The sequence below is a fragment of the Kitasatospora sp. NPDC051164 genome (assembly GCF_044455625.1).
Lineage (GTDB): Bacteria > Actinomycetota > Actinomycetes > Streptomycetales > Streptomycetaceae > Kitasatospora.
This window is the reverse complement of record NZ_JBITFB010000008.1, coordinates 160677-173592: the sequence shown is the minus strand read 5'-3', so window position 1 is coordinate 173592 and position 12916 is coordinate 160677. Positions and strand designations below refer to the sequence as shown.

Below are 12916 nucleotides of genomic sequence, written 5' to 3'. Positions count from 1 at the left end.
ATCCAGTACGCGATCCAGTGCGCGATTCAGTGCGCGATCGAGGTGATCAGCTCCTGCGCCCCCTGCCGCTTGAGTGCCAGGGCCACCGAGGTCCCCAGGTCCTCCGGGCTGAGCACGCCCGCCCACTCGTGGGCGTCCAGCACCCGCTTGCCGTCCGGGGTGAAGACCCGGCCGCGCAGGGAGAGCCGGCCGTCCGGCTCGGCCTTGGCGTAGCCGGCGATCGGGCTGTTGCAGTGGCCCTGCAGCACGTGCAGGAACATCCGCTCGGCCGCCGCCTCGCGCCAGGTGTCGTGGTGGCCGAGCGTGGTGACGGCGTCGATGGTCGCGGTGTCGTCCTCGCGGCACTGCAGGACGAGGGTCCCGGCGCCGATCGGCGGGCACATCGCCTCGACGCCGAGGACCTCGGTGATCCGTGCCTGCTCGCCGATCCGCTCCAGGCCGGAGACGGCGAGCAGCAGGGCGTCGACGGTGCCGGCCTCGAGCTTGGCGAGCCGGCTGTTGGCGTTGCCGCGGATCGGTACGCATTCCAGGTGCGGGTGGGCGGCGGCGAGTTGGGCGGTGCGGCGGACGGAGGAGGTGCCGATCCGGGTGCCGGGCGGGAGTTCGGCCAGGGTTAGGCCGCCGGGGTGGACGAGGGCGTCGCGGATGTCGTCCCGGCGCAGGTAAGCGGCGAAGACGGTGCCGGCGGGCAGCGGGCGGTCGGCGGGCACGTCCTTGAGGCAGTGCACGGCGACGTCGGCTTCCCCGGCGAGCAGCGCGGCGTCGACCTCCTTGGTGAAAGCGCCCTTGCCGCCCAGGGCGGCGAGGTCCCCGGTCCAGCGGTCGCCCGAGGTGGTGACCGGCACCACCTCGGTGCGCAGGTCCGGGTGCAGCGCGGCGAGTTCGGCGCGGACCCGGTCGACCTGGGCGAGTGCCATGGGCGAGGAGCGGGAGACGATGCGGATCAGCTCAGCGGTGGCCATGGCGCGATGATAGGCGCCCATACGGTCACGACCGGGGGTGCCTCGCGGACTCGGCGACACGGCGCGGCACCGCCGCCCGCTGGACCGGTGCCGAGCACCTCGGCGACGGCGAGCCGTGCGCGCAGGTAGGCCAGGAAGTCCACGGTCGGCCGGCCCGGCCGGATGCCGGGGACGAACGCCCCCGAGCGCAGCATCACGTCGGTGCCGGCCAGGACCGACCGCCCGGCCCGCACGGCCAGCCAGGCGCCGACGGCGGCGAGCACGAACAGCAGTGCGAGGTAGGGCAGTCGGGGCAGCGGGACGGGGGCGAGCAGCAGGGCGGCGGTCACCGCCGGGATGAACCCGCGGTGGCTGAGCACCAGCGGCAGATGGCTCGCCTCGCCACCCGGCCGCACCCCGATCATGTGCCGGGCGTACTGGACCGGGACGCGCCGCTCGCCCTTGCGTCCGGCGACGACCAGCGCGGTGGTCGCCGTCAGGCCGAATCCGTTACGGCTGACGGGCACTTGCCTCATCTCCCCGGGTGTCCACGGGAGTTGGGATGCGACGGACGGCCGGGCGGTTCCTCGCCCGGCCGTCCGCTCCCGCAGAACCTCAATCGTTGTGCAGCACCTCACTCCTTGTGCAGCACCTCACTCGTTGTGCAGCACCTCCGCGATCGGCAGCCGGGCCGCCGAGCGGGCCGGGACGAGCGCGCCGAGGACGGCGATCGCGATTCCCGCGAGGGCGAGGGCGGCCAGCAGCGGGGCGCCCCAGACGTCGATCATCGAGTCCGTGAAGTGGATGATCCGGACGTTCTCGACGATCACCCGGTGCACCAGGATCCCGACCGGGATGCCGATGATCCCGCTGGCCACGCCCTGCCAGGCCACCGAGGTGATGGTCATGGCGACGACCTGCCGGGGCGTCATCCCGATCGACTTGAGCATGCCGAGGTCGCGGCGGCGCTCGCGGATGGTGAGCAGCAGGGTGTTGAAGACGCCGAGCGCGGCGACCACCGACAGCAGGACGGTGAAGATCGTGGTGAAGGACTGGATCGCGACGATCGACCCTTCCGTGCCCGCGGTGACCACCGAGGTCGACAGGCTCGGGTCGGCCGCCGAGACCGCGTCCCGGTAGGCCCTGGCGTCGGTGCCGGGGGCGAGCCGTACGTCGTACTCGACCACGTGCAGGTCGGAGGTGAGCAGAGCTGCGGTGGCGGCGTTGGAGGTGAGCGCGTTGGCGTTGCCCTGGGCCTCCTCGCCGACGATGGTGACGGTGGTCTGCCGGCCGTCCAGCAGCAGGGTGACCTTGTCGCCGAGCTTGAGCCCGTGCTGGTCGAGGAAGGCCGGTCCGACCTCGGCCTCGCCCAGCCCGGTCGCCGGGCGGCCCTCGACCACGTCGAGCCGCCGGTGGTCGACCATGGCGTCGCCGCCGTAGAAGTTGGCGAAGACCAGCTGCGGCTGGCCCACGACTGCGACCCGGAGGAGGCCGCGGACGGAGACCCGGTCGGCGCCGGGGGTGGCGTGCAGCATCGCCTCGGTCTGCTCCTGGGTCAGCCGGGGCGCGACCTTGGTGTCCGAGAAGGCACCGGTCTGCACGTTGATGTGGGTGTACGTGTCGGACGCGGTCATGGACTTGGCCAGGGTGCCGGTCACCCCGGTGGTCACGGTCACGGTGACCACGCCGAGGACGATCGCCGCCATGGTCAGCGCGGTGCGGGCCGGGCGGGCGAAGGGCTGGCCGAGGCCGAGGCTGACGGCGCGCGGCAGCCGGGTGCCGCTCAGCCAACGCTGGACCTTGAGGCCGCGCCCGCCGCGCGGCGCGCTGCCGGCCGAGATGGCCTGGGCGGCGGAGAGCCGGCGGGCCCGCGAGGCGGGGACGAAGGCGGCGAGCGCGACCAGCATCGGGACACCGAGCAGGGTCGCGACCGGCAGCCAGCCGGCCGGTTCGATCACGGCGGTGCCGGTCTCGATCCCGCTGAACGCGGTCAGCAGGATCGGGTACGCGGCCGCCCAGCCGGCCACCGTACCGAGGACGGTGCCGACGACGGCGGGCACCGAGACCATGGTCAGGTAGACCGTGACCACCTGGCGCGGGGTGAAGCCGATCGACTTCAGCACCCCGATGTGCCGGTAGCCGGAGATCACCGCACCGCTGACCACGTTGCCGATGATCAGCGCGGCGACGATCAGGCCGAGCACGCCGAAGACCGTCATCAGCGGCAGGTAGGCGTCGGCACCCGCCGAGAAGGCCTGCTTGAGCACCAGGTAGGACTGCCCGCTGGCGACGGCGTCCCCGGGCAGGCCCTCGGTGGCGTTGGCGAGCGAGGTGGTGAGCTGCTGTTCGGTGCCCGCGTCGGTGAAGCGGTAGAGCATCTGCCGGCCGGTGGGGTGCAGGGCGGCCGCCTGCTGGGGGGTGACCCAGCCGCCGGCGGACCGGCTCATCGTGGATGCGGAGCCCACGATGGTGAGCTTGAGCCCGGTGCCGGTGGTGATCGACGTGCCGATGTGTCCCTCTGCGGAGCCCCCGGCCGTGGCCATGACCATCTCCCCGGGTGCGGTGGCCCAGCGGCCGGACAGCAGTTCCGCGCGGTCCACCGGCGCGGCCGCCGGGTCGGGCCGGCCGACCAGGGTCAGCGGGCCCGGCGGGTGGCCGACCCAGTCGGTGGGGATGGTCACCACGGCCTCGTCGAAGGGCCCGGCGGCGGCCTCGACGCCCGGCCGGTGGGCGGTGGCGGCCAGTTGGTCCGCCGAGGCCTTGGCCGGGTCGAAGACGGCGCTGACGTGGGCGCCGTGCTCGGCCTCGAAGGCGGCGTCGAACGGGGCCCGGGCGGCGCTGATCACCGCGAGGGCGAGCAGCACGGTCGCGGTGGAGCAGAAGACGACCAGGCCGATCACGATGGTCTGCACCCGGCGGCGCTTCACCGCCGCCCGCGACGCCCGCCAGACAGCCCCGCTCATGCGCCCACCTCGCTGCGCTCGGCGGGCGCTTTGCGCAACACGCACCTCTTGATGGTTCCCTCGCTTCGCTCGCTCACGACGACGCCTCCAGCATCCGCTCGCGCGCCACCTTGCCGTCCGCGACCTCGACCAGCCGGCTGGCGCAGCGGGTGGCCAGGTTGGGGTCGTGGGTGACGATCAGCAGGGTCTGGCCGATCTGGTTGAGGTCGATCAGCAGGTCCATCACCTGCTCGCCGGAGCGGCTGTCCAGCGCGCCGGTCGGCTCGTCGGCCAGCAGCAGGGCCGGACGGTTCATCAGGGCCCGGGCCACCGCGACCCGCTGGCGCTCGCCGCCGCTGAGCGCGGCCGGGTAGACGTCCTTGCGGTGGGCGACGCCGAGTTCGTCCAGCAGTTCCAGGGCGCGGCGGCGGGCCTGGCGGGCGGTGGTGCCGGTCAGCTGGGCGGCGAGGGCGACGTTGTCGAGGGCCGGGAGGTCGTCGATCAGGTTGAAGAACTGGAAGATCATGCCGACGTGTCGGCGGCGGAAGAGGGCCAGGCCGGTCTCGTTCAGTTGCCCGAGGTCCTGTCCCTGGACCCGGACGGTGCCGGAGGTGGGCCGGTCCAGGCCGGCCACCATGTTCAGCAGGGTGGACTTGCCGCACCCCGAGGGGCCCATCACGGCGACCGCCTCGCCCGCCCGGATCCGCAGGTCGACGCCGTCGAGGGCCCTGGCGTCGCCGAACTCCTTGTGGACCCCGGACAGCTCGACGACGACCTGCGCGTCGTCCGGCCGGGAGGTCCCGTCGTGGTCGTTGCTCATGGTGGACGACGGTAGGCGCGGGCGCCCCGCCGGTACGTCCCACCCGAGGTGTAACCGCGGGCGGCCGTAGTACCGGGGATGTACGGGCCCGGCACTCCCGGATGATGTGGATCATGCCGTGACCTGGGAAGCTGGCGCCGTGTGGGGAACGGGGTTGGAATGGGCCGCCCTCGCGGTGGCGGGGACGGCGGGCGTGGGCGCGGGCTGGCTGGCCGTGGCGCTGGCCCGGGCGCGGCGGCTGCACCGGGCGGCCATCGGCGAGCGCGGCTGGCTGCTGGAACGGGAGCGCGAGAGCGCCGCCCGTACCGCCGTGGACGCCGAACGGGCGCGGATCGCCGCCGAGTTGCACGACATCGTCAGCCACAACGTGAGTCTGATGGTGGTGCAGGCCGGGGCGGCGCGCGAGGTGCTGGCCACCATGCCCGAGGAGGCGGCGGCGGCGATGGGCGCCGTCGAGGCCGCCGGGCGGGACGCGATGACCGAACTGCGGCACCTGCTCGGCCTGCTCGCCCCCGCCGCGGACGGCAGCGAGGAGGCGGACGGGGAGGACCTCGCGCCGCAGCCGAGCCTGGGCCGGCTGAGCCCGCTGATCGACCGGTTCGCCTTCGCCGGGCTGCCGGTCGAGGTCCGGATCTCCGGCGAGCCCCGGCCGCTGCCCGCCGGCATCGACGTGACGGCGTACCGGATCGTCCAGGAAGCGCTGACCAACGCGCTCAAGCACGGGGACGGGGTGACGGCGGAGGTGACGGTGCGCTACGCGGACCACTTCCTGCGGGTCGAGGTGCTGAACAGCGGGCCGAGCGTGCTGTCCGGTGCCCCGGCCGGCCCCGGCGCGCCCGCCCCGGCACCGCGGCCGGCCGACGGCGCCGGGCGCGGGCTGATCGGCCTGCGCGAGCGCGTCGCCGTGTACGGCGGGGACCTGGACGCCCGGCGCCGGCTCGGCGGCGGCTACCGGGTCCGCGCCCGCATCCCGCTGGACCGGCCGTGACGGAGCGGGCGACAGCGCGGGCGACCGGGCAGACGACGGAGCAGACGACGGAGGGCACCGTGGAGGAAGAGCACCAGGAGCGCCGCCCCCGGGTGGTGATCGCCGACGACCAGGAGCTGGTCCGCACCGGCTTCCGGATGATCCTGACCGCGCGCGGCATCGACGTGGTCGCCGAGGCCGGCGACGGCGCCGGGGCGGTGGCCGCCGCCGTCCTGCACCGGCCGGACGTCGCCCTGCTGGACATCCGGATGCCCGGCATGGACGGCCTGGAGGCCGCCCGGCGCATCCTCGCCCGGGTACCGGACTGCCGGGTGATCATGCTGACCACCTTCGACCTCGACCACTACGTCTACGCCGCCCTGTCCGCCGGGGCCAGCGGCTTCCTACTCAAGGACGTCACCTCCGCCCACCTCGCCGCCGCCGTACGGCTGGTGGACACCGGGGACGCCCTGCTCGCACCCTCGATCACCCGACGGCTGGTCGAGCGCTTCGCGGCCGGCGCCCCGCGTGCGGCTCCCGGTGCCGACGGCCCGCCGCTGCACCGCGACCTCGCCCCGCTCACCCCGCGCGAGGCGGAGGTGCTCGCCCTGCTCGGACGCGGGCTCTCCAACACCGAGTTGGCGCGCGAACTCACCCTCAGCGAGTCGACGGTGAAGACGCACGTGGCCCGGATCTTCGCCAAGCTGAACCTGCGCGACCGGGCGCAGGCGGTGGTCCTCGCCTACGAGACCGGGCTGGTCGCACGGGGCGGCGGCTGACCATCAACTCGCCTCACAAATAAGGCAGTTCACATGACAATCATTCATCTCACTCATTAGAGCTAACTCCACGTCGAATCCCCCGTTTTGCCAGTTCATGGGGCAACATCTGCATGTCCGCGCCCGAACGGAAGATCCACCGCGGGCGGCATCACCCGGCATGACGAAGACCATTGGACAGGCCCGTGACCACCACTCCCCTCGTGTGGGACTGCCCCTTCCACCACACCGACGGCCTGGAGTTCGACCCCCTCCTCAAGCGGCTGCTCACCGAGGCCCCGATCGCCCGGATCCGGCTGCCGCACGGCGAGGGCGAGGCCTGGCTGGCCACCCGCTACGAGGACGTCCGGGTGGTCACCACCGACCGCCGCTTCAGCCGCGCCGCGGGCATCGGCCGCGACCTTCCCCGGATGACGCCCGCCCCGATCGCCCAGTCCGAGGCGATCAACCTGATGGACCCGCCCGCCCACAACCGGCTCCGCCGACTGGTCGCCCAGGGCTTCACCAACCGCCAGGTCGAGCGGATGCGCCCCGCCACCCAGCGGACCGTCGACGGCTACTACGACGAGATGGCGGAGCACGGCTCCCCCGCCGACCTGATGCACTTCCTGGCCGGCCGGCTCCCGCTCACCACCATCTGCGACCTGCTGGACATCCCCGAAGCCGACCGCGCCGAACTCCGCGGCCACGCCGTCGCGATGATGCGGATGGGCCCGGCCAGCCGGGACGGCCAGGAAGCCGCCAAGGCCGCCCTGCGCGGCTACTTCAGCGAGCTGACCGCCGCCCGCCGCGCCGACCCCGGCGAGGACCTGATCAGCGCCCTCGCCACCGCCCGCGACGGCGACGAACTGCTCGACGCCGACGAACTGACCGTCATGGCGATGGTCCTGCTGGTCACCGGCCACGACACCAGCACCTACCAGCTCGGCAACATCACCTACACCCTGCTCACCCACCCCGAGCAGCTCGCCAAGCTCCGCGCCCAGCCCGACCTGCTGCCGCGCGCCCTGGAGGAGCTGCTGCGCTTCATCCCGTTCCGCCAGGGCGTCGGCATCGCCCGGGTCGCCACCGAGGACGTCGAGCTGGGCGGGGTGCTGATCCGGGCCGGCGAGGCGGTGCACGTCTCCTACCTGACCGCCAACCGAGACCCGGCGGTCTACGAGCGCCCCGACGAGCTGGACCTCGACCGCGGCGAGCCCACCCACATGGCCTTCGGCTACGGCCAGCACCACTGCCTCGGCTCGCACCTCGCCCGGATGGAGCTGCAGGTCGCCATCGGCACCCTGCTGCGGCGCTTCCCCGACCTGCGGCTGGCCGCCGAACCCGCCGACCTCGACTGGGACTCCGGCTCGATCTGGCGGTTCCCGCGCACCCTGCCGGTGGCCTGGTAGCAGCTCCCCCGCCCGCCACCGCCGCGCCCGCCACCGCCGCCGCGCCCGTACCGTTCCAGGCATCCACCGGCCTGCCCGCAGGCCCCCAGGGGAGACCCACGCCCATGGCAACACTCTGCCGCCCCGCCATCGCCGTACCCGAGCACGTCATCACCCTCGACGAGACCCTCGCCCTGGCCCGCACCCTGCACGCCGGCCACCCCGAACTCGGCCTGGCCCTGCGGCTGATCGAGAACACCGGGGTGCGGACCCGGCACCTGGTCCAGCCGATCGAGCGGACCCTCACCCACCCGGGCTTCACCGTCCGCAACGAGGTGTACGAGCGCGAGGCCAAGCGCCGCGTCCCCGAGGCGATCGAACGCGCCCTCGAGTACGCCGAGTTGACCGCCCGGGACATCGACCTGATGGTCTACGTGTCCTGCACCGGCTTCATGATGCCGTCGATGACCGCATGGCTGATCAACACCATGGGCTTCCGCTCCGACACCCGCCAGGTGCCCATCGCCCAGCTCGGCTGCGCGGCCGGCGGCGCCGCCGTCAACCGCGCGCACGACTTCTGCCGCGCCTACCCGGGCGCCAACGTGCTCATCGTCGCCTGCGAGTTCTGCTCGCTCTGCTACCAGCCGACCGACCTCGGCGTGGGCTCGCTACTCTCCAACGGCCTGTTCGGGGACGCGGTGGCCGCCGTGGTGATGCGCGGGCACGGCGGGCGCGGCGTGCAGATCGAGCGCAACGGCTCGCACCTCGTCCCGGGCACCGAGGACTGGATCTCGTACGGGGTGAGGGACACCGGCTTCCACTTCCAGCTGGACCGGCGGGTACCCGGCACGATGGAGATGCTCGCGCCCGCACTGCGCGGCCTGGCCGGCGAGCACGGCTGGGACGTCTCCGGGCTCGGCTTCTACATCGTGCACGCCGGCGGCCCACGCATCCTGGACGACCTGTGCCGCTTCCTCAACCTGGAGCCGGCCACCTTCCGCTACAGCCGCGCGACGCTCACCGAGCGCGGCAACATCGCCAGCGCCGTCGTCTTCGACGCCCTCGCCCGGCTGTTCGACGACGGCGGCGTCTCCGAGGGCACCACCGGACTGATCGCCGGCTTCGGACCGGGCATCACCGCCGAGATCTCGCTGGGGAGTTGGGTCGGCGCACCGACCGACACGCTGCGCCCGCGCCGGCCCCGCGCCATCTCCACGTCCGACATCGCCCTCGTCCATCCGACCGCTCCCCGCCGTTTCCCGACCGGCACTACGATCACCGAATGACCGATACCACGGACCGCACCGACACCTCCGCCAGAGCCGCCGAACTCGCCGCCCGCTTCCCGGCGTTGCACGCGCCGCAGCACTGGAGCTGGGGGCGGTACGACGCGCAGTTCTCCATCGAGATGCCGCCGGACTCACTGGTCACCAACATCCACCTGGTCGGTTTCGCGGACGGCGAGGTGGTGCTCTGCCGGGACGACCGGGACCACTGGTTCCTGCCCGGCGGCACCCGCGAGCAGGACGAGAGCGTCGCCTCCTGCCTGGAGCGCGAACTGCGCGAGGAGGCGGGCGCCCGGCTGCTCGGCGAGCCGGGCTGGCTGGGCGCGCACCGCTGCCGCACCGACGATCCGGTGCCGTACCGGCCGTGGCAGCCACACCCGGAGAAGGCCTGGCTGTGGGGCTGGGGCGAGGTCGTGCTGGAGTCCTCGCCGACCAACCCGGCGGACGGCGAGCAGGTGGTCGAGGTCCGTACGGTCCCCGTCGCCGAGGCGCAGCGGCTGCTGCTGAGCGGGCACGACGCCTGGTGGGGCGAGCTGATCGGCCTGGCGGTCGAACTGCGGGGCCGGGCCGGACGGGGCTGAGGCCGAGCCGGCCCTGTCCGGGCCGAGGCCGTCGACCGGCCGAGGTATTCCCGCGGTCGGGGAAGACCACTGGAACGGCGGAGCATCGGGCGACGATGTCTGTTTTGTGGTGATATGACTCATCCATGGACACCACATCGCTGGCCGTGGACTACCCGGTGCTCAACATCTTCTGGACGATGCTGGAGCTGTTCCTCTGGATCCTCTGGTTCTTCCTGCTGTTCAAGATCATCACGGACATCTTCCGCAGCCACGACCTCAGCGGCTGGGGCAAGGCCGGCTGGCTGGTCCTGGTGATCTTCCTGCCGCTGATCGGCATCCTCGCGTACCTGATCGCACGCGGGCAATCGATGAGCACACGCGACATCGAGCAGGCACAACGGTCCGAAGCCGCGTTCAAGTCCTACATCCGGGACGCGGCCGGGACGGAGCCGACCGCCGGCGGCGGCAGCCACGTCGACGACCTGGCGAAACTCGCGGCCCTCAAGGAGAAGGGCGCCATCTCCGACGAGGAGTACCAGAAGGCCAAGGACAAACTCCTGGTCTGACCGGCACCGCACTACGACGGGCACTGCGACCGGCACGACGGCGGGGCCGGTGGACGCGCGAACGTCCACCGGCCCCGACTTCGTTCACCCAGCCGGTCAGCGCCGGTTCAGCGCCGCCCGGAGCGCCGGTCGCCCGCGCCGCCGGCGCCGCCACCGGTCAGGCCGGCCCGGCGCAGCGCGTCCGCCATGGCACTGTTGGCCGGTGCCGCGCCGCCGCCACCCTGACCGCCCTGGCCGCCGCCGCGCCGGTCCTGGCCACCGCGTCCGCCCTGACCACCCTGGTTACCCTGGCCGCCCTGCCCGCTGCCGCGCCGCTCCTGGCGCGGCGGACGGGCCTGCCGCTCGCCCCGGTCCGCACGGTCACCGCGGTCGCCGCCCCGGTCGCCGCGCTCGCGCCCGACCTCGTCGTCCAGCCGCAGGGTGAGCCCGATCCGCTTGCGCGGCACGTCCACCGTGAGCACCCGGACCTTCACGATGTCGCCGGGCTTGACCACCTCGCGCGGGTCCTTGACGAAGTTCCTGGACAGCGCCGAGACGTGCACCAGCCCGTCCTGGTGGACGCCCACGTCCACGAAGGCGCCGAAGGCGGCGACATTGGTGACCACGCCCTCCAGCACCATGCCGACCTCCAGGTCGCCGATCTTGTCGACGCCCTCCTTGAAGACCGCGGTGCGGAAGGCCGGGCGCGGGTCGCGGCCGGGCTTGTCCAGTTCGCCGAGGATGTCGGTGACGGTCGGGACGCCGAAGGTGTCGTCCGCGAAGTCGCCGGGCTTCAGCGCCCGCAGCGCGGCGCCATTGCCGATCAGCTCGCGCAGTTCCCCGCCGGTCGCGGCGAGGATGCGGCGCACCACCGGGTAGGCCTCGGGGTGCACGCTGGAGGCGTCCAGCGGGTCCTCGCCGCCGGGGATGCGCAGGAAGCCCGCGCACTGCTCGAAGGCCTTGGGGCCGAGCCGGGCGACGTCCTTGAGCTGCTTGCGGGTGCGGAACGGACCGTTGGCGTCGCGGTGGGCGACGATGTTGTCGGCGAGCGTGCCGGTGATGCCGGAGACCCGCGTGAGGAGCGGCGCAGAGGCGGTGTTGACGTCCACGCCGACGGCGTTGACGCAGTCCTCGACCACGGCGTCCAGCGAGCGGGAGAGCTTCACCTCGCTCAGGTCGTGCTGGTACTGGCCGACGCCGATCGACTTGGGGTCGATCTTGACCAGTTCGGCCAGCGGGTCCTGGAGACGGCGGGCGATCGAGACCGCGCCGCGGATCGACACGTCCAGCTCCGGCAGCTCCTGCGAGGCGAACGCGGAGGCCGAGTAGACCGAGGCGCCGGCCTCGCTGACCATCGCCTTGGTGAGGTTCAGCTCGGGGTGGCGCTTGATCAGGTCCTCGGCGAGCTTGTCGGTCTCCCGGGAGGCGGTGCCGTTGCCGATCGCGACCAGGTCGACGTCGTGCTTCTTCGCCAGCGCCGCCAGGGTGTGCAGGGCCGCGTCCCACTTGTTGGCGGGCTGGTGCGGGTAGATCGTGTCGTACGCGACGACCTTGCCGGTGGCGTCCACCACGGCGACCTTCACACCGGTGCGGAAGCCCGGGTCCAGGCCCATGGTGGCGCGGGTGCCGGCCGGGGCGGCGAGCAGCAGGTCGCGCAGGTTGGCGGCGAAGACGCGCACCGCCTCGTCCTCGGCCTCGGCGCGCAGCCGGGCGCGCTGGTCGATGCCGAGGCGCACCAGGATCCGGGTGCGCCAGGCCCAGCGGACGGTGTCGCCGAGCCACTTGTCGGCCGGGCGGCCGCGGTCGGCGATGCCGAAGCGGGCGGCGATCCGCTGCTCGTAGTCGTTCTCGCCGGGCAGGTCGCCCTCGGACTCGCCGTCGTAGGGCGAGAGTTCGAGGTCGAGCACCTCCTCCTTCTCGCCGCGCAGCATCGCCAGGATGCGGTGCGAGGGGAGCTTGGTGAACGGCTCGGAGAAGTCGAAGTAGTCGGCGAACTTGGCGCCGTCCTGCTCCTTGCCGGCGCGGACCGTGGCGACCACGCGGCCGCGGGTCCACATCCGCTCGCGCAGCGAGCCGACCAGGTCGGCGTCCTCGCCGAAGCGCTCGACCAGGATCGCCCGGGCCCCCTCCAGGGCCGCCGGGGCGTCCGCCACCGACTCGTTGAGGTACCCGCCGGCGAGCGCCGTCGGGTCCTGCGAGGGGTCGGCGAGCAGGGTGTCGGCCAGCGGCTCCAGCCCCGCCTCGCGGGCGATCTGCGCCTTGGTGCGCCGCTTCGGCTTGAACGGCAGGTAGATGTCCTCCAGCCGGGCCTTGGAGTCGGCGGCCAGCACCCGGGCGCGCAGCGCGTCGTCCAGCTTGCCCTGGGACTCGATCGACTCCAGGACGGCCGCCCGGCGTTCCTCCAGTTCGCGCAGGTAGCGCAGCCGCTCCTCCAGGCTGCGCAGCTGGGCGTCGTCGAGGGAGCCGGTGACCTCCTTGCGGTAGCGGGCCACGAAGGGAACGGTCGAGCCGCCGTCGAGCAAGTCGACGGCCGCCTTCACCTGCCCCTCGCGGACGCCCAGTTCCTCGGCGATCTTGCGCTCGATCGCCTGTTGGGCCTGGCGGGCCACCTGTTCGGCTGGCGTGGTCACGAAGCCGGTCACCTTCTCCTTCAGTGCTTTCGCCGTTACGCCCTGCATTCTGGCAGGTGCCGACGACGACGCC

At 73.1% G+C, this 12916-nt stretch carries 11 protein-coding genes; 6 read left to right on the top strand and 5 right to left on the bottom strand.

What is annotated here, in order from left to right:
• Nucleotides 1-26 precede the first annotated feature (26 nt).
• From hemC to ACIBEC_RS14385, 4 genes are all read right to left on the bottom strand, one after another.
• Nucleotides 27-962, bottom strand: coding sequence for a hydroxymethylbilane synthase (gene hemC, locus ACIBEC_RS14400; protein WP_360499362.1), 936 nt, complete (start codon nucleotides 960-962; stop codon nucleotides 27-29).
• Nucleotides 944-1468 (bottom strand): hypothetical protein, encoded by a 525-nt coding sequence (locus tag ACIBEC_RS14395; protein ID WP_396287928.1) that lies wholly within the window; start codon nucleotides 1466-1468, stop codon nucleotides 944-946. Before ACIBEC_RS14395 ends, hemC begins: the two co-directional genes overlap by 19 nt.
• A gap of 126 nt (nucleotides 1469-1594) precedes the next feature.
• Nucleotides 1595-3904 carry an FtsX-like permease family protein gene (locus ACIBEC_RS14390; RefSeq protein ID WP_360499358.1) on the bottom strand — a complete coding sequence of 770 codons (2310 nt, stop codon included), beginning with the start codon at nucleotides 3902-3904 and terminating at the stop codon, nucleotides 1595-1597.
• A gap of 73 nt (nucleotides 3905-3977) precedes the next feature.
• A complete protein-coding gene (locus tag ACIBEC_RS14385) occupies nucleotides 3978-4703 on the bottom strand; it encodes an ABC transporter ATP-binding protein (RefSeq protein WP_360499356.1) in 726 nt (241 codons plus the stop codon).
• Between the two features lie 118 nt (nucleotides 4704-4821).
• On the opposite strand from ACIBEC_RS14385, the gene ACIBEC_RS14380 reads away from it, so the two are divergent.
• The 6 genes from ACIBEC_RS14380 to ACIBEC_RS14355 all read left to right on the top strand — a co-directional run bounded on the left by ACIBEC_RS14380 (nucleotide 4822) and on the right by ACIBEC_RS14355 (nucleotide 10234).
• The gene (locus ACIBEC_RS14380) at nucleotides 4822-5691 is read left to right on the top strand and encodes a histidine kinase (RefSeq protein ID WP_360499354.1); all 870 of its coding nucleotides are present in this window, start codon (nucleotides 4822-4824) and stop codon (nucleotides 5689-5691) included.
• A 59-nt stretch (nucleotides 5692-5750) separates the two neighbouring features.
• Entirely contained in the window at nucleotides 5751-6449 is a 699-nt protein-coding gene (locus tag ACIBEC_RS14375; protein ID WP_360499352.1) for a response regulator transcription factor, read from the top strand.
• A 185-nt stretch (nucleotides 6450-6634) separates the two neighbouring features.
• Entirely contained in the window at nucleotides 6635-7840 is a 1206-nt protein-coding gene (locus ACIBEC_RS14370) for a cytochrome P450 (protein ID WP_360499350.1), read from the top strand.
• A 104-nt stretch (nucleotides 7841-7944) separates the two neighbouring features.
• Nucleotides 7945-9105, top strand: coding sequence for a type III polyketide synthase (locus tag ACIBEC_RS14365; protein WP_360499348.1), 1161 nt, complete (start codon nucleotides 7945-7947; stop codon nucleotides 9103-9105).
• On the top strand, nucleotides 9102-9686 hold the full coding sequence (locus ACIBEC_RS14360) for an NUDIX hydrolase (protein WP_360499346.1): 585 nt from the start codon (nucleotides 9102-9104) through the stop codon (nucleotides 9684-9686). Before ACIBEC_RS14365 ends, ACIBEC_RS14360 begins: the two co-directional genes overlap by 4 nt.
• A gap of 125 nt (nucleotides 9687-9811) precedes the next feature.
• Complete coding sequence (locus ACIBEC_RS14355; RefSeq protein WP_360499344.1) at nucleotides 9812-10234, top strand: SHOCT domain-containing protein; 423 nt, start codon at nucleotides 9812-9814, stop codon at nucleotides 10232-10234.
• Between the two features lie 107 nt (nucleotides 10235-10341).
• On the opposite strand, the gene ACIBEC_RS14350 is transcribed toward ACIBEC_RS14355, so the two are convergent.
• Nucleotides 10342-12843 carry a Tex family protein gene (locus tag ACIBEC_RS14350; RefSeq protein WP_360499342.1) on the bottom strand — a complete coding sequence of 834 codons (2502 nt, stop codon included), beginning with the start codon at nucleotides 12841-12843 and terminating at the stop codon, nucleotides 10342-10344.
• Nucleotides 12844-12916 lie beyond the last annotated feature (73 nt).